Genomic DNA, 25,432 nt, shown 5'->3' on the forward strand with positions numbered 1-25,432 from the left:
GTCAACTTGACCATAAAGGGAGGGGGCGTCATGGGATGGCAGACGAGCTGGACCGAGATCCTCGGGTTCGTCACGGGGGCCGTGTGCGTCTGGCTGGTCGCCCGGCAGCACATCGCCAACTGGCCGATCGGCATCGCCAACAACGTCTTCTTCATCGTGCTCTTCGCCCAGGCCGGCCTCTACGCAGACGCCGGGCTGCAGATCGTCTTCATCGCCCTGGCCGCGTACGGCTGGTGGTCCTGGACCCACGGGGGTGGCCCGGGCACCACCACGGCCCTGCCGGTGCGCCGCACCACGGCGGCCGAGTGGACCGCGCTGGCCGCGGCGGGAGCGGTGGGGGTGCTCGCCCTGACCCTCCTGCTGAGCCGGGTCACCGACTCCACCGTCCCGTTCTGGGATGCGCTCACGACCGGGCTCTCGCTCGCGGCCACGTACGGGCAGTGCCGCAAGCTCCTCGAGTCCTGGTGGCTGTGGATCGCGGCGGACCTCGTGTACATCCCGCTGTACGCGTACAAGGGGCTGTACCTGACCTCCCTGCTCTACGTCGGCTTCCTCGCCCTCTGCGGCGCCGGACTGACCGGCTGGCGCCGGGCGCTCCCGGCCCGCCTCGCCCCGGCGGTGACGGCATGAAGCGCCACGGCCACGGCCTGGTCCTCGGGAAGTTCTATCCGCCGCACGCCGGCCACCACCACCTGGTGCGCACCGCGCAGGACCAGTGCGAGCGGCTGACCGTACTGGTCTGCGCGGCTTCGGTGGAGTCCGTACCGCTCGCCGACCGGGTCGCCTGGATGCGCGAGGCGCACCCGGGGGCCGAGGTGGTCGGCGCGGTCGACGACATCCCGGTCGACCTCCACGACCCGGCCGTCTGGGAGGCGCACATGGCGATCTTCCGGCGCGCGGTGCGCCGCCCGGTCGACGCCGTCTTCACCTCCGAGGCCTACGGGACCGAGCTCGCGCGGCGGTTCGGCGCCGAGGAGATCTGCGTGGACCCCGGCCGCACCCTGTTCCCGGTGTCCGGCACGGCCGTACGGGCCGACCCCGTCGGGAACTGGGAGTTCCTGGGACCCGCCGTACGGGCGGCGCTGACCCGGCGGATCGTCGTGCTCGGCGCCGAATCCACCGGCACGACCACGCTGTCGCGGGCCCTGGCCGAGCACTGGCGCGGGCGCGGCGGAGTGTGGGCGAAGACGGGCTGGGTGGCGGAGTACGGCCGGCAGTACAGCGAGGAGCGGCTCGCGGCGGCGCGCGCCGCGGACCCGGCGGCGACCTGGGCCCACGTGAGCTTCGCCCCGGCGGAGTTCCCGGTGATCGCGCGGCGGCAGGACGCGGAGGAGGAGCGGGCGGCCCGGCTGGGATCCCCGGTGCTCTTCTGCGACACCGACTCCTTCGCCACCGGCATCTGGCACGAGCGGTACACGGGCGCGCGCAGTGCGGAGGTCGAGCGGATCGCCGCCGCGACGCGGCGGGACCTGTACCTGCTCACCGACCACGGGGACGTGCCCTTCGAGGACGACGGGCTGCGTGACGGGGAGGAGCTGAGGCCGTGGATGACCGGGCGGTTCCTGGAGGAACTGGAGCGGACGGGCAGGCGCTTCCTGGTGGTCCGCGGGGACCGCGGGACGCGGCTGGCGGCGGCGGTGGCCGCGGTCGACGGACTCCTGGCGGAGGGCTGGCAGTTCGCGGATCCGCTGCCGGAGCGGGTGGCCGGACAGGTGCCCGGGCAGACGGCCGGGCGGACCGGGCAGCGGGCGGGGGAGCGGAGCCGATGAATGACACCGGACCCGGCGGCGGCAGCGGCACCGGACCCGTACACGTACCCGGGCACGGGTACGACCCGCAGGCCTTTCCGCCCTTCGCGGTGACCGTCGACCTCGCCGTCTTCACTGTGCGCGGCGGGACCCTGCACGTCCTGCTGATCCGGCGCGCGCAGGAACCGTACGCGGGCGCCTGGGCGCTCCCCGGCGGCTTCCTGCTGCCGCGGGAGTCCGCGGAGACGGCGGCCCGGCGCGAACTGGCCGAGGAGACCGGCCTGTCGATGGATGTGGTCGACGCCCTGCACCTGGACCAGCTGCGCACCTACAGCGAACCGGACCGGGACCCCCGCATGCGGGTGGTCTCGGTGGCCTTCACCGCGCTCGTCCCCGATCTGCCGGAACCGGTGGCCGGCGGCGGCGGGGACGCCGACCGCGCCCGCTGGGTGCCGGTGGGCGAGGCCTGTGCACCGGCCTTCGGGCTCGCCTTCGACCACGCGGAGATCCTCGCGGACGCCCGTTCCCGCGTGGGCTCGAAGCTGGAGTACAGCTGCCTCGCCACCGCCTTCTGCCCGCCCGAGTTCACCCTCGGCGAGCTCCAGGCCGTCTACGAGACCGTCTGGGACACCGCCCTGGACCGCCCCAACTTCCGCCGCAAGGTCCTGGCCACACCCGGCTTCGTCGAGGCCGTGCCCGGAGCCGCCCGGCTCACCGGCGGCCGCGGCAAACCGGCCGCGCTCTACCGGCCCGGACCCGCGACCACCCTGCACCCGCCCCTGCTGCGCCCCTCGGAAGGACAGATGCGATGACCACGACGCCGACGAATCCGACGATGACGACGAAGCCGACGCACACGAAGCGGGCCGCCACGGGCTCCCTGATCGGACTGGCCCTGGGAGACGCCCTCGGCTTCCCGACGGAGTTCAACGACGTGCCCCGGATCCTGGCGAAGACCGGCCCGTGGCGGCAGATGGACCTGCCCCGGCCGGCGATCGTCACGGACGACACCCAGATGACGCTGGCCCTCGCCCGCGGCATACGGACCGCCGCGGAGCGGGGCCGGGTGGGCCCGCTGCGGCTCGCCCGCCCGGTCCGGGAGGAGTTCGTGGACTGGTACCACTCCCCGGAGAACAACCGGGCCCCGGGCCGCACCTGCCTGAAGGCCTGCAGCCTCCTCAACCACCCCGAGCGGGACTGGCGCGACGCCAGCCAGCTCGGCTCCAAGGGCTGCGGAGCGAACATGCGGGTGGCTCCGGTCGGGCTGGTGCCCGGCTGGACGGAGGAGGAGCGGGCCGGCGCGGCCCAGCTCCAGTCGGCCCTGACCCACGGCCACCCGACGGCACTGGCCGCCTCCGACCTCACGGCGCGGGCGGTGTTCCTGCTGGCGCAGGGCACCGAGGTGACCGGACTGGTCGGGCAACTGCGCTCGTACGCCCTGGAGAACCGCACCCGCTACCACGAGCGCTGGCTCGGCGACCTCTGGACGCGGACGGCCTCCGACGCCTCGGCCGAGTCCTTCATGGCGCGCGGCTGGGACGAGTGCCTGGAGGTCCTGGACCGCCTCGCGGCGGCCCTGCGCACCCCGTCCCCGGAAACCGACCCCTGCCTCACGACCGGCGACGGCTGGATCGCCGAGGAGGCCCTGGCCACCGCCCTCCAGTGCTTCCTGCTCTTCCCGGAGGAACCGCTCCTGGCCCTGCGCCGCGCGGCCTGCACGGCGGGCGACTCCGACTCCATCGCCTGCCTGGCCGGCGCCTTCGCCGGCGCCCACCTCGGCGCGGACGCCTGGCCCCGCGACTGGGAGGGCCGCATCGAGTACCGCACCGAACTCCTGTCCTTCGGCACCCTCTGGGACGCGTGAACCGTGCTGGACGCGATGGAGATCGACCTCACCGCCGTCGTCGCGGAGACGTCGAGGCGCTGCACGGGGTGCTGGCGGCAGCCCAGGACGCCTCTCCGTTGCCGGAGCATGCGGCCGCCTTCGACGCCCTCGACGCGTTCGTCGTGCGGCGGCGGGTGTCCTAGGCCAGCGCCGATGCCCGGCGGGTGCGGAGGAGGAAGTCCTCGACGCGGGGGAGGTCCGGGGTTTCGGGGAGGGGGGTCGTCGTGAGTGCGGCTTCGGTTTCCTCGGTCAGGAGGGTCATCCAGGCGTCGACCTCCTCCCAGGTGAGCTCGCCGCGGCGGACCGCGAGGAGGCGGTCGCGGTAGGGGGTGGCGTCGATCACCAGGCGGCCCGTGCGCAGCAGGTCGCGGCAGGACAGGAGCAGGCGCAGGAGGTGCATGGCGTGCTTCCAGCGCGGGGCGCCGTGGTTGCGGAGGTCGCCGAGGAGTTTGCCGCGCTGGGAGACGGCGTACCGGCTGAAGGTGGTGTGGGCCCGGCGGGAGAGGAACGCACCGCGGAGCGAGAGGAGTTCCTCGCCGACCGGGGTGAGGTCCTCCACGAGAGGGGAGTGGAGGACCTCCAGGATGTTCGGGTTGGCGCGCAGCGCGAGTTCGCAGAAGCGCTCCAGCTCCCACGAGAACTCCTCGTCCCGGGGCCCGTCCACGTGCGTCGGCGGCTTCTCGAAGCGCCAGAACAGCGGCGTCGGGGCGAGGTAGACACCGCGCCGGTCGGTGTCGCTCGCCTCCGTCGCCAGACCGAACGCCCTCGAACCGATCACGCACGAGTAGACCGTGTGGTCCCTGACCAGGGTGAGTTCGAGCGGTTCGGGGGTCGGTTCGTTCGCGTGGGCCTCGTTCATCCGGCGAGGCTAGTGCCGGGGCCCGCGGCTAGGCGAGCGAGATTTCCCCCGCCGGGGAGACGGTGATCTTCTTCTCCTCCAGCGGCTTGGTGGCCGGGCCCTTGGCCACCGCGCCGTCCGCGACCTTGAACTTGCTGCCGTGGCAGGGGCAGTCGATGGTGCCGTCCGCGACCTTGTTCACGAGGCAGCCCTGGTGGGTGCAGACCGCGGTGAAGCAGCGGAAGGAGCCCGCGGTCGGCTGGGTGACGACCAGCTTCTGGTCCTTGAGGACCGTGCCGCCGCCGACCGGCACCTCCGAGGACTTGATCAGGGCCTTGGCGTCCGCGGCCGGAGCCGAGGACGCGGCGGACGCGGAGGTCTGCGCCGTGGGCGCGCTGCCGCCCTCGGACGACGGCTTCGTCTCGTCGGCTCCGCCGCACGCGGTCAGCACGCCGCCTGCCAGGACGCTCGCGCCGGCTGCCAGTACCGTGCGCCGGGCGGCGGGGGTGGGGTCGCTCATGACTTCTCCTCGGGTGATCGCCGGGATGGCGAGAGGCATCCTGGCGTGTGAAGGGCTCCAGCAACACCCCGCCACGCCTTGACTCAGCCCTCCGGGGGTCGGGGAACCAGTTCCGCCGGCCTGCCGGGGGCGCGTACCACCTCCCACACGCGCACCACGGCCTCCCGGTTCAGCGGTCCGTGGACGTGCGGGTAGCGCAGGCCGGTTTCACCCTCCCGGCGGACCTCGGACGTGAGGGCGCGCTCGTCGAGCTCCACGGCGAGCAGGGTCCCCGGTACGTCCGCGTAGTGCGTGGTGGCGATCGCGAGCACCGTCTCCGGATCCGCCGAACAGTGCACGAAACCCTCCGAGTCGAGGGAGGGCGGGGCGTACGGGCGCGCGGGATCGGCGGTCCAGTCGGAGAGCGGTACGAGGTGGAAGATCATGCCGATCGTTCTACCGCAGTCGGTGCACGGCGCTGCGCCAAGTGGCAGACGCGCCCGAGTTGGGTGACATTGTCCGTATCTCGAAGCCGGGTGCGCCGATTTCCGCGCGCCCGGTCCCTCTTCGAAAGGCATCACCATGGCGGGCAACGACCTCGGCTCCCTCCTCGGCTCCCTGCTCGGCGGCGGCAGCGGTGGACAGGGCGGCAGTGGCGGCGGCAACATCCTCGGCTCCCTCCTCGGCGCCCTCATGGGCGGAGGCGGCGCCGGCGGCGCCCAGGCGGCCGGAGGCGCGGGGAACAACCCGCTCGGCGGGCTGCTGGACATGCTGACCAAGTCGGGTCTGACCGACCAGGCCCAGTCCTGGGTCGGTACCGGCGAGAACCAGCCCGTCAGCGGCGCGGAGATCGCCAAGGCCCTGCCGGACGACACCCTGGCCAAGGTCGCCGAGCAGGCGGGCGTCACCCCCGAGGCCGCCGCCGACCAGATCGCACAGGCGCTCCCGCAGGCCGTGGACCAGCTGACCCCCGGGGGCTCGGTCCCGAGCGGCTCGCTGGAGGACATCATCAAGCAGCAGGGTCTCTGACCGACCCCGAGCGCCTCTGACCGACCCCGAACGCCACCGCGCGACCCCGAGCAACGCCGCGCGGCCCCCGTCCTTCCCGGGGACGGATCCCGAGGGCCCGGTGGCCCGTCCCAGCGGACGGGCCGCCGGGCCCTCGTGCCATTCCTGCTGGTTACCCTGTGGCAGGTACCGCCGTCCCGCCCCCCTGTACACCTGGAGAGCACCCCGTGAGAACCGCCGTCGTCATCGGAACCGGGCTGATCGGCACCTCCGCGGCGCTCGCCCTGGCCGCCCGCGGCATCGCCGTCCACCTGTACGACCGCGACCAGGGGCAGGCCCGTACGGCCGCCGCGCTGGGCGCCGGCACGGAGGAGCCCTACCAGGGCAAGGCCGACCTCGCGGTCATCGCCGTACCGCCCGCGCACGTGGCCGCCGCCCTCGCCGACGCCATAGGACGGGACCTGGCCCGCGCCTACGTGGACGTGGCCAGCGTCAAGGGCGGACCGCGCCGGGAGCTGGAAGCCCTGGGCGTGGACGCGAAGGCGTACATCGGCACCCACCCCATGGCGGGCAAGGAGCAGTCCGGACCGCTCGCGGCCTCCGCCGACCTCTTCGAGGGCCGGCCCTGGGTGCTCACGCCGACCCGGGAGACCGACCACGAGGTGCTGAACCTGGCACTGGAGCTGGTGGCGCTGTGCCGGGCCGTCCCGGTCGTCATGGACGCGGACGCCCACGACCGGGCCGTCGCGCTGGTCTCCCACACCCCGCAGCTCGTCTCCAGCATGGTCGCGGCCCGGCTGGAGGTGGCCGACGAGACCGCGGTGCGGCTGTGCGGGCAGGGCATCCGCGACGTGACCCGGATCGCCGCCTCCGACCCGCGGATGTGGGTGGAGATCCTCTCGGCCAACCCGGGACCGGTGGCGGACGTGCTCGCCGGGATCGCCGCCGACCTGGAGGAGACCGTGGAAGCCCTGCGGGGCCTGCAGTCGGCCGACGAGGACAAGCGCCGGGACGGGGCCGCGGGCATCGAGGACGTCCTGCGCCGCGGCAACGCGGGACGGGTCCGGGTCCCGGGCAAGCACGGTGCCGCGCCCGCGGTCTACGAGACGGTGGCCGTCCTCATCTCCGACCAGCCGGGCGAGCTCGCGCGGATCTTCGCCGACGCCGGCCGGGCCGGGGTCAACATCGAGGACGTGCGGATCGAGCACGCGACGGGCCAGCAGGCGGGTCTGGTCCAGCTGATGGTCGAACCCCGGGCCGTGGCCGGCCTCCAGGCCGAGCTGCGCGAACGCGGCTGGGCGCTGCGCCAGCCGTAGGGCCGCAGGGCCGTAGGGCCTCCGGAGCGGGCCCGTGCCCGCCCGGGGCCCGCTCCGCGCCCCTCCCCGCGGCTGCCCCGGGCCCGTCCGGGGCCCGCCCGCCGACGCCCCGGCGGGCGGCGGCGAAAAGCCCGGTAACCTGGAGGAGGGGCGCTATTGGCGCGCCCGGACACGTACGCGCAACCAGGAAGGTGCCCGCACCGTGGAAACCGCAGCTCCGACCGCCGTGATCGTCGCCATCGACGGTCCCTCCGGCACGGGCAAGTCCAGCACTTCCAAGGCCGTGGCCGCCAAGCTCGGGCTGCGCTACCTGGACACCGGTGCCCAGTACCGGGCCATCACCTGGTGGATGATCACCAACGGCATCGACATCGAGGACCCGCAGGCGATCGCCCTCGCGGCGGGCAAGCCCGTCATCGTGTCCGGCACCGATCCCTCCGCCCCCACCATCACCGTCGACGGCCAGGACGCCTCCGGCCCGATCCGGACCCAGGAGGTCACCTCCAAGGTCAGCGCCGTGAGCGCCGTCCCCGAGGTGCGCACCCTGATCACCGAGCTCCAGCGCTCCATCGCCGCCGAGGCGGCCGACGAGGCCGACGGCATCGTCGTCGAGGGCCGGGACATCGGCACCACCGTGCTGCCCGACGCCGACCTGAAGATCTTCCTCACCGCTTCCGCCGAGGCCCGCGCGGCCCGCCGCAGCGGCGAGCTGCGGGGCAAGGAGGCCGCGGACCTCGCGGCCACCAAGGAGGCGCTGATCAAGCGCGACGCCGCCGACTCCGGCCGCAAGACCTCCCCGCTGGCCAAGGCCGGCGACGCGGTCGAGGTGGACACCACCGAGCTCACGCTCGACCGGGTCATCGAGTGCGTCGTGACCCTCGTGGAAGAGAAGCGGGGCCGCGCGTGAGCGATACGCCCTCCCTCAAGGGTGCGGCGGTCGGCCGGAGGATCGGCATCGGGCTCATGTACGGCCTCTGGAAGCCGCGCGTGCTGGGGGCCTGGAAGGTCCCCGCCACCGGCCCCGTCATCCTGGCCGTGAACCACTCGCACAACATAGACGGCCCCATGGTCATGGGCACCGCACCGCGACCGCTGCACTTCCTGATCAAGAAGGAGGCGTACGTCGGTCCGCTCGGCCCCTTCCTCGACCGGATCGGGCAGGTGAAGGTGGACCGCTCCGGCGCCGACCGGGGAGCCATCAGCCGCGCGCTGGGCGTCCTGGAGAACGGTGGAGCCCTGGGGATCTTCCCCGAGGGCACCCGGGGCGAAGGCGACTTCGCCTCGCTGCGCGCGGGACTCGCGTACTTCGCGGTCCGCTCCGGCGCCCCCATCGTGCCGGTCGCCGTACTGGGCAGCACCGAGCGCTCCGGCCGCGTCGTCAAGGCGCTGCCGCGGCTGAAGAGCAGGGTCGACATCGTCTTCGGCGATGCCTTCGACGCCGGGGACGGCAGTGGCCGCCGTACCCGTACCGCGCTGGACCAGGCCACCGTACGCATCCAGGACCGGCTGACCGCCCACCTGGCCGACGCCAAGCGCCTGACCGGGCGCTGAGCGAGACTTGACCTAGTAGTGGAACCGCGCTGCGCGGGCCCCACCGATCACCACGAACGACGAGGAACGGACTTCATGAACGACCAGCAAGACCACGGAGCACTTGGCGACGCCGAGTACGCGGAGTTCATGGAGCTCGCCGCGGAAGAGGGCTTCGACATCGAGGACGTCGAAGGCGCTCTGCAGGAGGCCGGTCACGGCCCGCTGCCCGTCCTCGCCGTCGTCGGCCGCCCGAACGTCGGCAAGTCGACCCTGGTGAACCGCATCATCGGCCGCCGCGAGGCGGTCGTCGAGGACAAGCCCGGCGTCACCCGCGACCGCGTCACCTACGAGGCCGAGTGGGCCGGCCGCCGGTTCAAGGTCGTCGACACCGGCGGCTGGGAGCAGGACGTCCTCGGCATCGACGCCTCCGTCGCCGCCCAGGCCGAGTACGCCATCGAGGCCTGCGACGCGGTCGTCTTCGTCGTGGACGCCAAGGTCGGCGCCACCGACACCGACGAGGCCGTCGTCCGCCTGCTGCGCAAGGCCGGCAAGCCCGTCGTCCTGTGCGCCAACAAGGTCGACGGCCAGAGCGGCGAGTCCGACGCGGCCTCGCTGTGGTCGCTGGGCCTCGGCTACCCGCACCCGGTCTCCTCCCTGCACGGCCGCGGCACCGGCGACATGCTCGACGCCGTCCTGGAGGCGCTGCCCGAGGCGCCCGAGCAGCGCTTCGGCACCGTCGTCGGCGGTCCCCGCCGGATCGCGCTCATCGGCCGCCCGAACGTCGGCAAGTCCTCCCTCCTGAACAAGGTCGCCAAGGAGGACCGCGTCGTCGTCAACGAGATGGCCGGCACCACCCGCGACCCGGTCGACGAGCTGATCACGCTCGGCGGGATCACCTGGAAGTTCATCGACACCGCGGGCATCCGCAAGAAGGTCCACCTCCAGCAGGGCGCCGACTACTACGCCTCGCTGCGTACGGCCGCCGCCGTGGAGAAGGCGGAGGTCGCGGTCATCCTGATCGACACGACCGAGCAGATCTCCGTCCAGGACCAGCGCATCATCACCATGGCCGTCGAGGCGGGCCGCGCGATCGTGATCGCGTACAACAAGTGGGACAACCTCGACGAGGAGCGCCGCTACTACCTCGAGCGCGAGATCGAGACCGAGATGCAGCAGGTCGCCTGGGCGCCCCGGGTGAACGTCTCGGCGCTCACCGGCCGCCACATGGAGAAGCTGGTCCCGGCCATCGAGACCGCGCTCGCCGGCTGGGAGACGCGCGTCCCGACCGGCCGTCTGAACGCCTTCCTCGGCGAGGTCGTCGCCGCCCACCCGCACCCGATCCGCGGCGGCAAGCAGCCGCGCATCCTGTTCGGTACGCAGGCGGGCAGCAAGCCGCCGCGGTTCGTCCTCTTCGCCTCGGGCTTCCTGGAGCACGGCTACCGCCGCTTCATCGAGCGCCGCCTGCGCGAGGAGTTCGGCTTCGAGGGGACCCCGATCCACATCTCGGTCCGCGTCCGCGAGAAGCGCGGTGCGCAGCACAAGCGCAAGATGTAGTGCCCCGCGCGTGGGGCGGCCGGGGCTAGTAGCCCCGGCGCGGAGCGGGCGGCAGGGCCGCCGGGATGTGCTGCATCCCGGTCTGGTGCTGCCGCCCGTTCGCGTATCCGGCGCCGGCGTACGAGTACTGCGGCTGCGGGGCGGGGGAGGGCTGCCAGGCGTCCGCCTGCTGCCCGGCGTGCTGTCCCGTCGGCTGCCATGAGGAACCGTTCCAGCCGCTCCCGTAGGCGCCGGCGGAGCCCGTCCCGGAGCCGCTGCCGTACGTGCCCGTGCCGCCGGTGTACGCGCCGCTGTAGGGGCCCCCGTACGAGAACGCCGTGAAGCCGAGGTCCTCCTCGCCCGTGCGGTCGCCGGGCAGGGCCCGGAAGGCGCGCAGGTACTCCGAGTACAGCGTGTCGTAGATGGGGGTGTGCGAGGCGGCCGGAGAGCTCCCCAGCTCCCGTACGGGGCGCATCGGGGGGACGCTGCTCGGATAGGACGGGGCGCGGGAGACATCGTAGGAATGCACGTATCAGCCAACGAAACCGGCGGCCCTCGGATGCGGGGTCGCGGGGCGGAAAACGCAGATCGCCGGGGGTGCGCGGGACGGACCGCGCACCCCCGGCGCACGCCGCCCGGCCCCCCTGACGGGGGTCGGACGGCAGTCTCGGGGACGGAAGGCAGAGCGGGGAGCGGGAGCCGGGGGAAGCTCCGGGTGCCGGGGCCTCAGGCGCCCGGGGTGCCCGCCAGCGGCATCGAGGCGGCGACCAGCTTGCCGTTGCGGGCGGCCTTGTCCAGGGCGTCGCGCAGCAGGTCCTCGCGGGGCTGCTGGCCGATGGTGCCGACGGGGGCCGCGTACACCAGGACGCGCTGCGTCTTGTTGACGGCGGCCCGCCAGCCGTCGGTCACCGACAGCGGCCGGTGCGCCTGCCACCAGGCGATCTGACCGGGCTGGAGCACCGAGTGCAGCTGGCCGGCGGCGAGCAGGATCGACCAGCCGCTCAGGGCCTGCGGGACCTCTTCGGTCTCGGTCATGGGGATGAAGCCCTGCTCGATGAGGAGCGGGAGGAAGTCGTCGCCGGGACCGGTGGTGCCGGGGCGCGCGATGGGCGCGGTCGGCTCCACCACGAGGGCGGGGTGCAGCTCGCCGTTGATCAGGATCAGGCCGCTGGTGATGCCGAGGACGGCCTGGCCGCCGGGCACCGACTGCGGGACGTCGCCGGCGGGGGAGGCGGCCGGGGCGGGGCTGTCGCCCGTGATGGAGCGGACGGCGCCCTGGAGGTCCGCCTCGGGGACGGAGACGACCTGCGAGGGGATGCAGCCGGCGTGGGCGAAGGCCAGGACGGCCGTCTCGTCGCCGACGAACAGCACGGTGCTGGTCTGCTCGCGCTCGGAGTCGCCGGGGGTGCGGCAGGACGTGCAGTCGTAACTGCCCGGGGATCCGTCACCTGCGAGCAGCCGCTCGGCCTCCTCGTCGCCGATCTCGGCACGTACCTCATCACTGACTTCGAGCATGCGCGGCACGGGGTGGCTCCTCGGACTAGGCGTGCGGGGCCGGGGGGTTCCGGCTCGCCGGGCTCAACGGGGGAGTGGCGGCCGGGGTCACGCCGTTTGAGGGAACGGAATCGAACCGGACCCCCGAAGGAGTGAACGGTCCGACCGGGCCGTTGTTTTCGTGCCAACTCTTTTTTGGTTGTGCGCAGTTGATGGCCGGTGCTGGCCGTTTGGCCGGTGGGCCGAGCGGGTGGGGGCGCGCGGGGCGCGGTGTGGCGCGCGCGGGGGGCGGTACGGGGCTGCGTAGCGTGACGCGATGCGCAACTTCGGGGTTCCGGGTGGGGTGGGCGCGGCGGCGCTGGTGCTGGTCGCAGTGGTGTCGGCTTCGGCGTCGGTGTCGGCCGCGGTTGCGGCGCCGCCCCCGCCGCGGCCGGGGGCGCCCGGGCGGGCGGTGGACTGCGGGCCCGGCGGGAAGTGGCCCTGGGACTGTGTGGCCGACTGCGAGAGCGGGGGCCGCTGGGCGGTGAACACGGGGAACGGCTTCTACGGCGGACTGCAGTTCTGGCAGCCGACGTGGGAGGAGCACGGGGGGCTGGCCTTCGCCCCCAGGGCGGACCTCGCCACGCGGGAGCAGCAGATCCGGGTGGGGGAGGAGCTGCTCGGCAGCCAGGGCTGGGAGGCGTGGCCCGTGTGCGCCAAGCGGTACGGGCTGGCGGGGCGGATGCACGTGGTGCGGAGCGGGGACACGCTGGTGGCGATCGCGCGGAAGCGGGGGGTTCCGGGGGGTTGGCAGGCGCTCTACGCGGCGAACCGGGGGGTGATCGGGGCTCGGCCGGGGGTGTTGCGGGTCGGCATGCTGTTGGCGCTGCCGGCTGTGCGGTCGGATCCGCCTGTGCCGGCGCCGGCTGCTCCGCAGGCATCCCCGGCGCCGGTGCCCGGGGCGGCTGCGGCCCCGCCTGCGCCGGGTGTCCTGCCTTCGGGGGCGTAGGTGGTGGGTGGGTGCGGGTGGGTCGGCCCTGCGGGGCGGAAGTCCCCTACCCGCCCTTCGCCCGTTCCCCGGGCTGCGCCCGGACCCCTCCTGGGGCTCCGCCCCAGACCCCGCGCCTCAAACGCCGGCGAGGCTGAAATTTTCCGGCGCAGCCGGAAGATCCAGCCCGCCCGCACCGGCCCTCCGTGTGGCGGGGTCAGGCAGGGTGGCCGAGTACCGGGTCGTGGTCGGGGGAGGGCTGGGCCGGGATGCGGGCGCCCGTGGGTGCGGTCGGGGACGACGGCTCGGGGCCCGGCTGTACCGGGAGGCGGACGGGGGCCGCCTCGGGGTCCGCGCACTCCATCGTGCGGGGGAGCCTCAGGGCCATCGCCGCGCCCGCCAGCAGCAGGGCCGCGCTGACGACCAGCGTCACGTGCAGTCCGTGGACGAAGGAGTGGCGGGCGGCCGAGAAGAGGGACTCGCCCGCCGGGCCGCCGAGCCGCGCCGCGATCTGGTAGGCCTCGCCCAGCGAATGCGAGGCGCCGGCCGAGTCGGCCTGCGACACGCCGGGGACGGACGCCAGGCCGGGCGCGTAGGCCGCGTTCATCACGCTGCCGAGCAGGGCGATGCCCATGCCCGCACCCAGCTGGTAGGAGGTCTCCCCGATCGAGGCGGCGCCGCCGGCCGTCGCGGCCGGAGCCTCGCTCAGCATGGACTCGTAGGCCGCGAACAGGGTGGTCTGCAGGCCGAAGCCGAGGAGGACGAAGCCCACTGTGAGGAGGACCGGACGGTCGTGCTGGCCCATGAGGGTCAGGAGGAGCACCGCGAACGCCGTCAGGACGAAGCCCAGCGAGACCATCCTGCGCGGCCCGGTCCGGGCCAGCGTGTACGAGCCGGTCGCGCCCGCCGCCATCGCGGCGAAGGTGAGCGGCAGCAGGCGCAGCCCGGTCTCCAGCGGGCTCAGGTGCAGCACGAGCTGGAGGTACTGGACGGCGATCAGCTCCAGGCCGACCAGCGCCAGCATGGCCAGCACGATGCAGCCCACGGAGGTGGTGAAGGCCGGCCGGGAGAACATCCGCATGTCGATCAGCGGGTGCGCGCGGCGCTTCTGGCGCCGTACGAAGAGCACCAGCAGCGCCGCCCCGATGAGGAGGGGGACCAGTGCCTGCGGGTCGATGAGGTGGCGTTCCGCGCCGAGTCGCTTGACCCCGAGGACCGCGCCGAGCACACCGCCCGCGGCCATGAGCGCGCCGAGCACGTCCCAGGGCCCGTCGGAGGAGCCCTTGGACTCGGGCAGTAGCCACCGGCCCAGCGGCAGGATCATGATCATGAGCGGGATGTTGATGAGGAAGACCGAGCCCCACCAGAAGTGCTGGACCAGGAAGCCGCCCAGGACGGGCCCACTGGCGGCGCCGACGGCGGCCACGGCCGTCCAGATGCCGATGGCCAGGGCCCGCTCGCGCCGGTCGGGGAAGACCTGGCGCAGGATCGACAGGGTGGCCGGCATGATCATCGCGCCGCCGACGCCCAGCAGGGCGCGGGCGGCGATCAGGACCTGGGCGTTGTCGGCGAGGGCGGCCAGGGCCGAGGCCGCGCCGAAGAGCCCGTAGCCGAGGAGCAGGATGCGGCGGCGGCCGACGCGGTCACCGAGGGTGCCGAAGAGGATGAGGAGGGCGGCGCAGACCAGCGGGTAGGCGTCGACGATCCAGAGGAGTTCCATCGGGCCGGGACGCAGGTCTTCGGTGACGGAGGGAACGGCGACGTGCAGGATCGTCGCGTCGAGCGCGACGAGCACCAGGCTCACGCAGAGGACCGCGAGGACGGCCCAGCGGTTGGCCCCGCCGGAGCCCGCGCCGAGTCGCCGCAGTCGCTGCCAGGGGGAAGGGTTCCTGTCGCCGGTCACGTTCGTCCCCGACATGCATGTACCTCCCAGGTGATCCCTCGCACTCGGCGGACCAGCGTTTTTCGGAGCCACGGATGGGGAGGGTGGCGTCCTACGGGGTCCGGCGTCGACACGCGAGTGAAGAGTCAGCGTACGCGAGTTCGGCTGTCCGACACGTGGTCAAGCTCTCATCCCGCCGCCGGCTGCGCTGTGGTGTGCGCCACTCGTTCCACCTCGGCCCTTCCTGCCCGGGCTCGACTGCCCCGGACCTCGATAATCATGCCCGTGAAGGATCTTGGATTGCGCCGGGCCGCGCCCGCTCTGACCGTGTTCGTGGCGGTGCGGCTGCTCGGGCTGACCGTGCTCGCGGTGTGGGGGGCGGTGGCCGGCAGCAGCGCGCACACGCTGCTCTCGGCCCGCTGGGACTCCCTCTGGTACGCCCGCATCGCCGCCGAGGGGTACGGGTACGAGGTGGCGCTCCCGAACGGCGACGTCCACTCCAACCTGGCCTTCTTCCCGCTGCTGCCCTGGCTGGAGCGGCTGGTCTCGGCCGTCACCGGGCTCGGGTACGGCTCCGCGGGCCTGGTGGTGTCGGCGCTCGCCGGGCTCGCCGCGGCCTGGGGGATCTTCGCGGTCGCCGAGCTCGTCCACGGCCGCCGCGCCGGGGTGTTCGCCGTCGCGGTCTGGGCCGCGCTGCCCGTCGGGATCGTGCAGTCGATGGCGTACAGCGAATCGCTGTTCACCGCGCTGGCCGCCTGGAGCCTGTACGGAGTCCTGCGCGGGCACTGGCTCACCGCCGGCCTGCTCGCGGCCGGGGCGGGGCTGACCCGCCCGGTCGGCGCCGCCGTGGTGGCGGCGGTGTGGGTGGCCGCCGCCCTGGCCCTGCGCGGCGGGGAACGCTCCCGGCGGCCGGTGGCGGGGGCCCTGCTGGCGCCGCTCGGCGCGGCGGCGTACGTGCTGTGGGTGGGCGCTCGCACCGGCGGCGGCCTGACGGGGTACCTCGACGTACAGGGCGGCTGGGGCAACGGCTTCGACGGAGGCCTGGCGTTCGCCCGGTTCATCGGGGCGCGGCTGGCCTCCCCGGCCTTCCCCGCCGGGATCGGACTGATCGCCGGGGTCGTCCTGGTGCTGTGGCTGTACGCGCTCTGCGTGCGGCGGCGCCAGCCGGTACCGCTGCTCGTGTACGCCGGGATCGTGGTGGCGCTCGCCCTGTGCGCCTCCGGGTACTTCGGCTCCAAGCCGCGGCTGCTGCTGCCGGCCTTCCCGCTGGTGTTCCCGCCCGCGGTGGCGCTGGCCCGGTGGCGGACGGGCCGGGCGGCCGCCGTCCTGGGCGCGGTGGCCGCGGCGTCGGCCGTGTACGGGGCCTTCTGGCTCAACGGGTCGGGGCCGCCGTAGGCCGTGTCGGGTGGTCCGGCGGCCCGAGATCACGGAATGGAGCGTTCCACTCCATCTTTGGGCAAAACAAATTGACCTGGAGTGATAAAGGCGGCCTAAGTATGCGAGGAAAAGGTCGGAGGAAGGGACCTTCCCTGCACCAACCAAAGGCTGAATACCGGGAATTAAGTCCCGCGTGAGACCAACTCCACATCACATGGTCATCACAAAGCCCGTGATTCGACCGGGGTGCCCATCGGCGCGCGGTAACGTCGATTGAGTGCGTACCGACCAAATCCTGCCCAGACTGGAGCGGGTGTTCGCCCGGCTGGACCGGGAACCAGAGCGACCGGCTCATCTGCAAACACCGCGGATGAGCCGGCACCGCGTCGTGCTCCTCGGAGCGACCCTCGGCATCTACCTGGCGATCGTGGTCGCGGTCCTGACCACTTCCTGGCTCGTCCGCCTCGACTGGCAGATCATGTTCTTCCGGCCGTACGAGCAGTGGCCGCAGCTGCACGCCTTCCTCGACTACCTCGTCGTCCTCGGACAGCGCGGCCCCACCGCGGTCATGGTCGCGGCCTGGCTCGGCTGGCGGTCCTGGCGGCAGCACACCCTCCGCCCGCTGATCACCCTCGGCGTGGCGCTGCTGCTGCTCAACATCACCGTCGGCGCCGTCAAGCTCGGCCTGGGCCGGCTCGGTCCGCACTACGCCACCGAGATCGGCTCGGCCGAGCTCTTCGCGGGCGGCGATATATTTCCTTCCGGCCACACCGCCAACGCCGTGGTGACCTGGGGAATCCTGGCCTACCTGGCCTCCACGGTGGTCACCCGGCGGGTGCTCTCCCTGGTCTCCGCCGTGGTCTCCCTGAGCGTCGGCGCCACCACCGTCTACCTCGGCACCCACTGGGTCAGCGACGTGCTGCTCGGCTGGCTCGCGGGCCTGCTCGTGCTGCTGGCGCTGCCGTGGTTCGAGCCCGCCATCGCCATGGCCGAGGCCTACGTCTTCGACCTGCGCGCGCGGCTGCGCAGCCGCGTGGAGGCCGGGCAGGTGCCCGAGGGCCTCACCGGGCTGCTGGTCCCGCTGCTCTCGGCCGGCGGCAAGTGGCGGCTCGAGCGGGCCGCCGCGGAGCCGTCCGAGCGTCAGCCGGCGCCGCCCGTACAGCCCGTGGTCGTGCTGCGGCAGCCGGGGGCAGCCGAGGCCGCACAGGTTCCGGTTCCTGCATCGGCATCGGCTTCCGCCTCTGCTTCCGCTTCCGCTTCTGCTTCCGTGCAGGCCGCGGGGCACCAGCCGGCCGCCCGGCCCGCCGCCCACCTCTCCGGCCGTCCGCACCTGATCCGTTCCGAGCGGACCCCGGGCGCCCCGGCCGGCAGCCGCCGCCCGGCCCACGCGGAACGCGCCCCGGCGCGCGGCGCGGCGCCCCGCCCGGCCGCCGGCGGCTGAGCCGGACGGTACGCACCCCCTCCGCTCGCGCATCCACGGCGGGCCCCGGTCGACGACCGGGGCCCGCCGTGGTGCGTCCGGGGCGGGCCGTGGCCTTTCGAAGCCGGGCTCGCCGCGAAAGGCCCGGAACGTCAGCGGCGCGCCCGGACGTTCCTCCATACCGGGTCACGCTTGTGTCACGGATTGTCGACAGTCCTCCACGGCGGAGTTCGTCTGGACCTTTTATTTCCCGTCCCGCGACACGCCCGGGGGGAATTCTGTTTCGAATTCCCCCGCAACTTCGCGGAATTGTGGGCGGAGTGCACTCCGGGCGCCCTCCGCTTCCTCACAAATCCTTCACTTCTCCGGTCGCTTCACGCGGTTCCAGTGACCTGCCGAGCCGATCTCGCGCGGCCCGGATCCGGTCCGTCAGCTCGGCCGGCTCGACGACCTCGAACTCACACCCGATCAGCATGATGTGAATCACGAGCACATCGAGGTTGACCGCCCCGGTGCGCAGGATGCAGCTCTGCTCGTCGAGCGGCTCCAGCGTCCCGTCGGCCGGCCCGACGATCCGCGCCGCCTCCTGTTCGGACACCCGCAGCCGGACGACCGCGCGGGCCGCGTACACCCGCTGGGAGATGCCCCGGGAGACGTACGCGGCGAGGTCCTCGGCGGGCGGCGGGCGCGGGGTGAAACGCGGTCCGTGCGGGGGCCTGGGCTCGATCCGGTCCACCCGGAAGGTCCGCCAGTCCTCCCGGTCCAGATCCCAGGCGACGAGGTACCAGCGGCGCTCGCTGCACACCAGCCGGTGCGGCTCGACGGTCCTGCGGGTGACCGTCCCGCCGTGGTCCCGGTAGCCGAAGCGCAGCCGCTCGGCGTCGCGGCAGACTCCGGCCAGCTCGGTCAGCACGGAGGAGTCGACGGTGGAGGCGCCCGCCCCGCGGAACATGGGCACGGTGAACCGGTTCAGCGCGGACACCCGGGCGCGCAGCCGGGACGGAAGCACCTGCTCCAGCTTCGCCAACGCCCGTACGGATGCCTCGCCGATGCCCTCCACGCCGTTCCCGGCGGCGGTCCGCAGCCCCACGGCCACCGCGACGGCCTCGTCGTCGTCGAGGAGCAGGGGCGGCATCTCGGCCCCGGCCCCCAACTGGTACCCGCCGCCGGTGCCCGGACTTGCGTTCACCGGGTAACCGAGCTCCCGCAGCCGGTCCACGTCGCGGCGCACGGTCCGCGCCGTCACGCCGAGCCGGCCGGCCAGGTCGGCCCCGGTCCATTCCCGGTGGGCCTGCAACAGGGACAACAGGCGCAGCAGCCGCGCGGAAGTATCAAGCATGTCCGCAGTCTGCCCGGAGGACCGGGACCGGGGTCACACCGGAAGCGGGTGGACCGCGGACCGGCGGACCGACAAACTTGCGGCGCTAGGTTTTGTGATCCCGGTCTGCCAGGAGGCGCAGTGTCCTTCGTTCCCACCGACCCGCTCGGGCTCGACGAACTCCTCACGCCCGAGGACCTCGCGATCCGGGACACCGTCCGCGGCTGGGCCGCCGACCGGGTCCTGCCGAACATCGCCGAGTGGTACGAGAACGGCGAGCTGCCCGGGATCCGGGAGATCGCCAAGGAGCTCGGCGCCCTCGGCGCCCTCGGGATGTCGCTCCAGGGATACGGCTGCGCGGGCGCGAGCGCCGTCCAGTACGGGCTCGCCTGCCTGGAACTGGAGGCCGCGGACTCGGGGATCCGCTCGCTGGTCTCCGTACAGGGCTCGCTCGCGATGTACGCGATCTGGAAGTACGGCTCCGAGGAGCAGAAGCAGCGGTGGCTGCCCGGCATGGCAGCGGGCGAGCTCATCGGCTGCTTCGGGCTGACCGAGCCGGACGTCGGTTCGGACCCCGGCGCGATGCGCACGCACGCCAAGCGGGACGGCTCGGACTGGGTGCTGAACGGCCGCAAGATGTGGATCACCAACGGCTCGGTGGCCGCCGTGGCCGTCGTCTGGGCGCAGACCGAGGAGGGGATCCGCGGGTTCGCCGTCCCCACGGACAGCGCCGGCTTCTCCGCCCCGGAGATCAAGCACAAGTGGTCCCTGCGTGCCTCGGTGACCAGCGAGCTGGTCATGGACGACGTACGGCTGCCCGCCGACGCGGTGCTTCCGGGCGTCACCGGACTCAAGGGGCCGCTCGGCTGTCTCAGCCACGCGCGGTACGGGATCGTCTGGGGATCCATGGGCGCGGCGCGCGCCAGCTTCGAGTCGGCGCTGGACTACGCGAAGACGCGCGAGCAGTTCGGCCGGCCGATCGGCGGCTTCCAGCTCACGCAGGCCAAGCTCGCGGACATGGCGCTGGAGCTCCACAAGGGCATCCTGCTCGCCCACCACCTGGGGCGGCGGATGGACGCGGGGACCCTGCGGCCGGAGCAGATCAGTTTCGGCAAGCTCAACAACGTCCGCGAGGCCATCGAGATCTGTCGCACCGCGCGGACGATCCTCGGTGCCAACGGGATCTCCCTCGAATACCCCGTCATGCGGCACGCCACCAACCTCGAATCGGTCCTCACCTACGAGGGCACCGTCGAGATGCACCAGCTCGTGCTGGGCAAGGCGCTCACCGGGCTCGATGCCTTCCGCTAGGCCGGGTGCGGCCACAGGATCGCCGGGAGGGCCGGAAGGAACCGCGGGCGGCCGGTGAGGGCCTTGCTCAGCTCTGGTTGAAGAAGTCGCGCGAGCGGCCGCCGGACTCGCCGCTCACGATCTGGGTGTCGGCCGGGGTCAGCAGGAAGACCCTGGTCGCCACCCGCTCGATCGAACCGCGCAGACCGAAGGTCAGACCGGCCGCGAAGTCGACCACGCGCTTCGCGTCGCCCGGGTCCATCGAGGACAGGTTCACGATGACCGGGACACCGTCGCGGAACAGCTCGCCGATGCCGCGGGCGTCGCGGAAGCCGTCCGGGGTGACCGTCGCGATGCGGCGGCCCTGCTCGACGGCGGACTCCGACGCCACCTTGACGCGCGGGTCCGTGACCCACTGCTCGCCGGGGCCGACCACCGAACCCCCCTGCGGGGCCTCCGCGTAGTCGTCGTCGTAGTAACGCTCGTCGTCGCTGTCCTCTACGAGACCCAGCCAGGCACTCGCCTTGCGCACCGAACCCATGGACGCCTCCTTTCATCGCGGTCAGTTCTGTCTTGTCTTCCGCGTCCCTATCGTCGTCCATGATGCTGACAACGCGCCAAGTGGATAGTCGCCGCGCAGGGGTTTCGTGACGGTACTGGTGCAGAACATCCGTTGCACGGTCAAGGATCCCGGCGGGTACCGCTGCTGACTGAGTGAAAATACGACCAGTGCAGCCGTACGGGTGAGGGACGGGGGCGTACGGGTGACGGCCGGTCTCGCTACCATGCCCCTCAGCACGCGTATGACACACGGGGGAATCGTTTTGTTCGGCATCGTCAGACCCTGCACGCATCGGCTCGGGGAGCGGTTCAAGACGGAGTGGATGGCCCATCTCTGCGGGCTGTGCCTGGCACTTCGGGGGGACCACGGCCAGTTCGCGAGGATCGTCACCAACTACGACGGGCTGCTCGTCTCCGTTCTGACGGAGGCTCAGTCCGGTCCCGCCCCGGGCTCCCGGCGCACCGCCGGTCCCTGTCCACTGCGCGGGATGCGCACCGCGGCCGTGGCCAACGGCGAGGGCGCGCGGCTCGCCGCCGCCGTCTCGCTGGTCCTGGCCTCCGCGAAGGTGCGCGACCACGTGGCCGACCGCGACGGCCTGTTGGCCCGCGCCCCGATCGCCCTCGCGGCGCGCCGGGTGGCCCGGGGCTGGGACCGGGCGGGTGCCCGTACCGGGGCCTCGCTCGGCTTCGACACGGCCGTGCTCGTCGACGCCGTGGACCGGCAGGCGGGCATCGAGTCCCTGGCCGGAGCGGGCACGCCGGTGCTCGTGGTGACCGAGCCGACCGAGACCGCGACGGCCGCCGCCTTCGCCCATACCGCGACCCTCGCCGGTCGGCCAGGCAACGCCCCGGCGCTCGCCGAGGCGGGACGCTACTTCGGGCGGCTCGCGCACCTGCTGGACGCCGTCGAGGACCAGGCCGCTGACGCGGCGGCCGGCGCCTGGAACCCGCTGACCGCCACCGGGACCCCCCGCGCCGAGGCGCGCAGGCTGTGCGACGACGCGCTGCGGGGGATCCGGCTGGCGCTGCGGGAGGTGGAGTTCGCCGACGCGGGGCTCGCCCACCGGCTGCTCGTGCACGAGCTGCGCACCTCGGTGGACCGGGCCTTCGGGACGGCCGGCTGCTCGCACTCCCACACGGCGACGGGCGCGGCGCCCGAGGGCTCCTTCGGGCCGCCCCCGGTGGACTTCGGCCCGCCGCCGGCGCCCCCGCGCAAGCCGCGCCGCGACCTGCTGCCGGGCTGCGCGGTGGCCCTGGGGCTGTTCTGCACCTGCCAGCTGTGCTGTACGGAGCACGAGGGTCCGTGGTCCCGGGAGAAGAAGGACCCGTGGTGCGATGCCGGTGACTGCTGCGACGGCTGTGACTGCTGCGGGGACTGTGGGTGCGGGGACTGCTGCTGCTGTCCCTGTGACGGCTGCTGAGGAGGTTCGGGCTCCGCTTCGGCCCCGGCTTGGCTTCGGATTGGTTCCGGCTTGGTTTCGGGTTGGTGCGGGCCCGGTCCGGGTCTTCGTGCCGTCGATACGGTAGGGCGATTTCCGGCCGTTCCGGGAGGGGGCGTCCAGGGGGTGGCGACACGGCCTGGGCTGCGACAAGGGAGCGCTTCGGTCGAGGCGGTCAACGCGCAGCGGACAGTGGCCGGAAGTGGCCCTTGCCCCGCGTGCCTGTCGCCGGAAAACCTTCGATAGCATTTACGGGGTTTGTCAGGGGCACGGCGAACGGCGATCTGCCGGCCGTGGTTCCTGATGACTACACAAGCTCGGGCATCGCACCTGCCCCGGGCTTCGATTTCCTTCGGGAGGACAATAAGTGACGATCAAGCGCATCTTCCGTTCCCGGCTCACTGCCGCGGCCGTCGGTCTGACCGCCGTGGCCGCCCTCGCGGGTCCCGCGACGGCGGCAGAGACCCCGAACGGCAGCAGCGTCAACGCCGAGCGCCTCGCCGCGGCGGATGCCGCGGTGCTGCGAGCCGACGTTCCCGGCACCGCCTGGGTCCAGAACCCGGAGACGGGGATCCTCGAGGTGACGGTGGACTCCACCGTCTCGGACGCGAACATAGAGAAGATCAAGAAGGAGGCCGGGGCGAACGCCTCGGCGGTGCGCATCGAGCGGACCCACGGCAAGCTGACGATGCTGACCAGCGGTGGCGACGGCATCTGGACCAACCAGTGGCGCTGCTCCATCGGCTTCAACGTGCGCAAGGGCAGCACGTACTACGCCCTGACCGCGGGTCACTGCGTCAAGGGTGCGGGTAACTGGTACACCAACGCGTCGCGGACCACCAAGATCGGCCCGAGCGTCAGCGGCAGCTTCCCGGGCAACGACTACGGTCTCATCCGTTACGACAACGCGGCCCTCAAGAAGTACGGCAGCGTCGGTAGCCAGGACATCAGCAGCGCCATCAACGCCACCGTGGGCCTGAGCGTGAAGCGCCGCGGCTACACCACCGGCATCCACGGCGGCAAGGTGACCGGCCTGAACGCCACCGTGCACTACAGCACCGGTGAGACCGTCTACGGTCTGATCAAGACCAACGTCTGCGCCGAGCCCGGCGACAGCGGCGGCGCGCTCTACTCGGGCACCCGCGCGGTCGGTCTCACCTCCGGCGGCAGTGGCAACTGCACCGCGGGTGGCACCACCTACTTCCAGCCCGTCAAGGAAGCGCTCTCCCGTTATGGCGTGAGCGTCTACTAAGCCACACCGCTTCACCGCTTCACCGCTTCACCACTTGATCGCTGGACCCCCTCCCGCCTGCCGGGTGGGGGTCCAGTGCGTTGGTGTATGCGTGCGTTCGTGGCCATTGGCGGGCCTTTCGGTTTCCGGCCCGGCCGGTGTGGAAGGGTTGAGCGGCATGAGCGCTGACGCAGAAGATCCGATCACCGCCTGGAAGCGGTGGCGCGAGCATCGGGTGGACGGCGTGTCCGCCCCCTACGGGCCGCTCGCACTGACGGGCACCCTCCCCCAGACTCCGTCCGGGGGGACCCCCGGGCTGGCCGATTACCCGGAAGGTCGAATTCCGGCCGTTCCGGGGCGCTGGTTGGCCGCCGCCGGAGGCGTGACCCTGACCGCGGGGCCCGAGGACGGGATCACCCTGGACGGCGAGCCCCTCGCCGGCTCCGCCGTCCTGGCCGCCGACGAGGCCCCGCCCTCGCACGCCCGGCTCGCCGCCGGGGAGGTGCGGCTCGTCGTGATCCGGCGCGAAGGGCAATGGGCGGTCCGCGTGTTCGATCCGGGCGCACCGGGCCGCGCGGCCTTCACCGGGATCGAGGCCACCCCGTACGACCCGTCGTACGCGGTGCCCGGGCACTTCGCCCCGTACGGGGAGGACCGGACGGTCCAGGTCGAGAACGTCGACGGGCGGACGCGCGGGCTCGGCCTGGGCGGCGAGCTGAGCTTCGAATTCGAGGGCGCCCGGCACGCGCTGCGGGTGGCGGTGGACGAGGAGGACGGCAGTCTCTGGGCGGTCATCGGCGATGCCACCGGCGGCCGTTCCAGCTACCGCTTCCGCTTCCTCAAGCCCGGGATCCCCGCCGCCGACGGCTCCGTCACCGTGGACCTCAACCGGGTCCAGCTCCCGCCGTGCGCCTTCGCGGACCACTTCGTGTGCCCCTTCCCACCGCCGGGCAACACCCTGCCGTTCGAGATCGCTGCGGGCGAGAGGCGGCTGAAAGGCGCCCTTGCTAGCGGTATCTGACGCCAGGAGACTCCCGTCAGCGTCTCTCGGGGCTTGTCAGGGGCACGTCGAACGGCATCCTGTTCCGCCGTGCCCCCGGCCGCCCTCCACGGGCTCCGGCACCACCCACCCCGCCGGGCCTCCGATCCCCACTCGGGAGGACGACAAGTGACGATCAAGACCATCATCCGTTCCAGGCTCTTCGCCGTGGCCACCGGCATGGCCGCCGTGGCCGCCCTCGCGGCCCCCACGGCCGCGCACGCCGACGGCGGCTTCAGCGCAGACCGGCTCGCCTCCGCCGGCGCCTCGGTCCTGCGCGCCGACGTCGCCGGCACCGCCTGGCACACCGACCCCGCCTCCGGCACCCTCGTGGTCACCGCCGACTCCACCGTCTCGGCGGCCGACATCGCCAGGATCCGCGGCGAGGCCGGAGCGAACGCGGCCGCCCTGCGCATCGAGCGCACCCCCGGCAAGCTCAGGAAGCTGGTCTCCGGCGGCGACGCCATCTACGCCTCCGGCTGGCGCTGTTCGGCCGGCTTCAACGTGCGCAGCGGAAGCACGTACTACATCCTGACCGCCGGACACTGCACCGACGGCGCGGGCACCTGGTGGACCAACTCCGCCCACACCACCGTCATCGGCCCCACCGTGGGCTCCAGCTTCCCGAACAACGACTACGGGCTCGTCCGCTACGACAACGCCGCCGTCGCCCACCCCGGGACCGTCGGCAGCCAGGACATCACCAGCGCCATCAACGCCACCAACGGCCTGGCCGTCACCCGCCGCGGCTCCACCACCGGCATCCACAGCGGCTCGGTGACCGGACTCAACGCCACCGTGAACTACGGCGGCGGCGACATCGTCTACGGGATGATCCGGACCAACGTCTGCGCCGAACCCGGCGACAGCGGCGGCCCGCTCTACTCGGGCACCCGCGCGGTCGGCCTCACCTCCGGCGGCAGCGGCAACTGCTCCTCGGGCGGCACCACGTTCTTCCAGCCCGTCGTCGAGGCGCTCAACGCGTACGGCGTGAGCGTGTACTAGCCCCCGCTCCGGGGCCGCGCCACGGACCCGTGCGCCCCCGCCGCACCCC

The 25,432-nt window shown here is 73.0% G+C and carries 26 protein-coding genes; 18 read left to right on the forward strand and 8 right to left on the reverse strand.

What is annotated here, in order from left to right:
* The first annotated feature begins 30 nt into the window (after positions 1-30).
* The 5 genes from pnuC to ACFRU2_RS20770 are packed head-to-tail and all read left to right on the forward strand — an operon-like array spanning position 31 to position 3,776.
* Complete coding sequence (gene pnuC, locus ACFRU2_RS20750; protein WP_382974078.1) at positions 31-630, forward strand: nicotinamide riboside transporter PnuC; 600 nt, start codon at positions 31-33, stop codon at positions 628-630.
* Positions 627-1,769 carry an AAA family ATPase gene (locus ACFRU2_RS20755; protein ID WP_382974079.1) on the forward strand — a complete coding sequence of 381 codons (1,143 nt, stop codon included), beginning with the start codon at positions 627-629 and terminating at the stop codon, positions 1,767-1,769. Before pnuC ends, ACFRU2_RS20755 begins: the two co-directional genes overlap by 4 nt.
* Entirely contained in the window at positions 1,766-2,560 is a 795-nt protein-coding gene (locus ACFRU2_RS20760; protein ID WP_382974081.1) for an NUDIX domain-containing protein, read from the forward strand. Before ACFRU2_RS20755 ends, ACFRU2_RS20760 begins: the two co-directional genes overlap by 4 nt.
* A 23-nt stretch (positions 2,561-2,583) precedes the next feature.
* Complete coding sequence (locus ACFRU2_RS20765) at positions 2,584-3,612, forward strand: ADP-ribosylglycohydrolase family protein (protein WP_382974616.1); 1,029 nt, start codon at positions 2,584-2,586, stop codon at positions 3,610-3,612.
* Positions 3,609-3,776: a hypothetical protein gene (locus ACFRU2_RS20770; protein ID WP_382974083.1), complete on the forward strand. Its 168-nt coding sequence runs from the start codon at positions 3,609-3,611 to the stop codon at positions 3,774-3,776. Before ACFRU2_RS20765 ends, ACFRU2_RS20770 begins: the two co-directional genes overlap by 4 nt.
* On the opposite strand, the gene ACFRU2_RS20775 is transcribed toward ACFRU2_RS20770, so the two are convergent.
* The 3 genes from ACFRU2_RS20775 to ACFRU2_RS20785 form a co-directional block, all read right to left on the reverse strand.
* Complete coding sequence (locus tag ACFRU2_RS20775) at positions 3,773-4,492, reverse strand: DNA polymerase beta superfamily protein (protein WP_382974084.1); 720 nt, start codon at positions 4,490-4,492, stop codon at positions 3,773-3,775. The genes ACFRU2_RS20770 and ACFRU2_RS20775 overlap by 4 nt on opposite strands.
* Positions 4,493-4,520: 28 nt before the next feature.
* Entirely contained in the window at positions 4,521-4,991 is a 471-nt protein-coding gene (locus ACFRU2_RS20780) for a Rieske (2Fe-2S) protein (protein ID WP_382974086.1), read from the reverse strand.
* A gap of 83 nt (positions 4,992-5,074) precedes the next feature.
* On the reverse strand, positions 5,075-5,416 hold the full coding sequence (locus tag ACFRU2_RS20785) for a DUF952 domain-containing protein (protein ID WP_382974088.1): 342 nt from the start codon (positions 5,414-5,416) through the stop codon (positions 5,075-5,077).
* Positions 5,417-5,552: 136 nt separating this feature from the next.
* Here ACFRU2_RS20785 and ACFRU2_RS20790 point away from each other — a divergent pair, with 136 nt between their 5' ends.
* From ACFRU2_RS20790 to der, 5 genes are all read left to right on the forward strand, one after another.
* Positions 5,553-5,999, forward strand: a complete 447-nt coding sequence (locus tag ACFRU2_RS20790) for a YidB family protein (RefSeq protein ID WP_382974090.1) — start codon at positions 5,553-5,555, stop codon at positions 5,997-5,999.
* Positions 6,000-6,205: 206 nt separating this feature from the next.
* Complete coding sequence (locus ACFRU2_RS20795; RefSeq protein WP_382974092.1) at positions 6,206-7,294, forward strand: prephenate dehydrogenase; 1,089 nt, start codon at positions 6,206-6,208, stop codon at positions 7,292-7,294.
* Between the two features lie 202 nt (positions 7,295-7,496).
* On the forward strand, positions 7,497-8,201 hold the full coding sequence (gene cmk, locus ACFRU2_RS20800; RefSeq protein ID WP_382974095.1) for a (d)CMP kinase: 705 nt from the start codon (positions 7,497-7,499) through the stop codon (positions 8,199-8,201).
* Positions 8,159-8,845: a lysophospholipid acyltransferase family protein gene (locus ACFRU2_RS20805; RefSeq protein ID WP_382974097.1), complete on the forward strand. Its 687-nt coding sequence runs from the start codon at positions 8,159-8,161 to the stop codon at positions 8,843-8,845. Before cmk ends, ACFRU2_RS20805 begins: the two co-directional genes overlap by 43 nt.
* Before the next feature lie 75 nt (positions 8,846-8,920).
* On the forward strand, positions 8,921-10,381 hold the full coding sequence (gene der, locus ACFRU2_RS20810; RefSeq protein ID WP_382974099.1) for a ribosome biogenesis GTPase Der: 1,461 nt from the start codon (positions 8,921-8,923) through the stop codon (positions 10,379-10,381).
* A gap of 25 nt (positions 10,382-10,406) precedes the next feature.
* Here the strand turns inward: der and ACFRU2_RS20815 are convergent, their stop codons facing one another.
* Positions 10,407-10,889 carry a hypothetical protein gene (locus ACFRU2_RS20815; protein WP_382974101.1) on the reverse strand — a complete coding sequence of 161 codons (483 nt, stop codon included), beginning with the start codon at positions 10,887-10,889 and terminating at the stop codon, positions 10,407-10,409.
* A gap of 197 nt (positions 10,890-11,086) precedes the next feature.
* Positions 11,087-11,884 (reverse strand): hypothetical protein, encoded by a 798-nt coding sequence (locus ACFRU2_RS20820; RefSeq protein WP_250740257.1) that lies wholly within the window; start codon positions 11,882-11,884, stop codon positions 11,087-11,089.
* Between the two features lie 286 nt (positions 11,885-12,170).
* On the opposite strand from ACFRU2_RS20820, the gene ACFRU2_RS20825 reads away from it, so the two are divergent.
* Positions 12,171-12,842, forward strand: a complete 672-nt coding sequence (locus ACFRU2_RS20825; RefSeq protein ID WP_382974103.1) for a transglycosylase family protein — start codon at positions 12,171-12,173, stop codon at positions 12,840-12,842.
* Positions 12,843-13,038: 196 nt separating this feature from the next.
* Here the strand turns inward: ACFRU2_RS20825 and ACFRU2_RS20830 are convergent, their stop codons facing one another.
* Positions 13,039-14,739: an MFS transporter gene (locus ACFRU2_RS20830; RefSeq protein ID WP_382974105.1), complete on the reverse strand. Its 1,701-nt coding sequence runs from the start codon at positions 14,737-14,739 to the stop codon at positions 13,039-13,041.
* Positions 14,740-14,982: 243 nt separating this feature from the next.
* On the opposite strand from ACFRU2_RS20830, the gene ACFRU2_RS20835 reads away from it, so the two are divergent.
* A complete protein-coding gene (locus tag ACFRU2_RS20835) occupies positions 14,983-16,098 on the forward strand; it encodes a hypothetical protein (RefSeq protein ID WP_382974107.1) in 1,116 nt (371 codons plus the stop codon).
* Between the two features lie 259 nt (positions 16,099-16,357).
* Entirely contained in the window at positions 16,358-17,521 is a 1,164-nt protein-coding gene (locus ACFRU2_RS20840) for a phosphatase PAP2 family protein (RefSeq protein ID WP_382974109.1), read from the forward strand.
* A 325-nt stretch (positions 17,522-17,846) separates the two neighbouring features.
* Here ACFRU2_RS20840 and ACFRU2_RS20845 read toward each other — a convergent pair whose 3' ends face one another.
* Positions 17,847-18,839, reverse strand: coding sequence for a helix-turn-helix transcriptional regulator (locus tag ACFRU2_RS20845; protein ID WP_382974111.1), 993 nt, complete (start codon positions 18,837-18,839; stop codon positions 17,847-17,849).
* A 120-nt stretch (positions 18,840-18,959) separates the two neighbouring features.
* On the opposite strand from ACFRU2_RS20845, the gene ACFRU2_RS20850 reads away from it, so the two are divergent.
* Complete coding sequence (locus tag ACFRU2_RS20850) at positions 18,960-20,129, forward strand: acyl-CoA dehydrogenase family protein (RefSeq protein WP_250740262.1); 1,170 nt, start codon at positions 18,960-18,962, stop codon at positions 20,127-20,129.
* Between the two features lie 67 nt (positions 20,130-20,196).
* Here the strand turns inward: ACFRU2_RS20850 and ACFRU2_RS20855 are convergent, their stop codons facing one another.
* Positions 20,197-20,649: a cell division protein SepF gene (locus ACFRU2_RS20855; protein ID WP_214947996.1), complete on the reverse strand. Its 453-nt coding sequence runs from the start codon at positions 20,647-20,649 to the stop codon at positions 20,197-20,199.
* A 283-nt stretch (positions 20,650-20,932) separates the two neighbouring features.
* On the opposite strand from ACFRU2_RS20855, the gene ACFRU2_RS20860 reads away from it, so the two are divergent.
* The 4 genes from ACFRU2_RS20860 (at position 20,933) to ACFRU2_RS20875 (ending at position 25,383) form a co-directional block, all read left to right on the forward strand.
* Positions 20,933-22,090 carry a DUF5685 family protein gene (locus ACFRU2_RS20860; protein WP_382974113.1) on the forward strand — a complete coding sequence of 386 codons (1,158 nt, stop codon included), beginning with the start codon at positions 20,933-20,935 and terminating at the stop codon, positions 22,088-22,090.
* Positions 22,091-22,475: 385 nt separating this feature from the next.
* Entirely contained in the window at positions 22,476-23,360 is an 885-nt protein-coding gene (locus tag ACFRU2_RS20865) for a S1 family peptidase (protein ID WP_382974115.1), read from the forward strand.
* 157 nt (positions 23,361-23,517) lie between these two features.
* Complete coding sequence (locus ACFRU2_RS20870; protein ID WP_382974117.1) at positions 23,518-24,360, forward strand: DUF1684 domain-containing protein; 843 nt, start codon at positions 23,518-23,520, stop codon at positions 24,358-24,360.
* 198 nt (positions 24,361-24,558) lie between these two features.
* Positions 24,559-25,383 (forward strand): S1 family peptidase, encoded by an 825-nt coding sequence (locus ACFRU2_RS20875; RefSeq protein WP_382974618.1) that lies wholly within the window; start codon positions 24,559-24,561, stop codon positions 25,381-25,383.
* Positions 25,384-25,432: the final 49 nt, after the last annotated feature.

The sequence above is a fragment of the Streptomyces sp. NPDC056883 genome (assembly GCF_042788835.1).
Classification (GTDB): domain Bacteria; phylum Actinomycetota; class Actinomycetes; order Streptomycetales; family Streptomycetaceae; genus Streptomyces; species Streptomyces stoeckheimensis.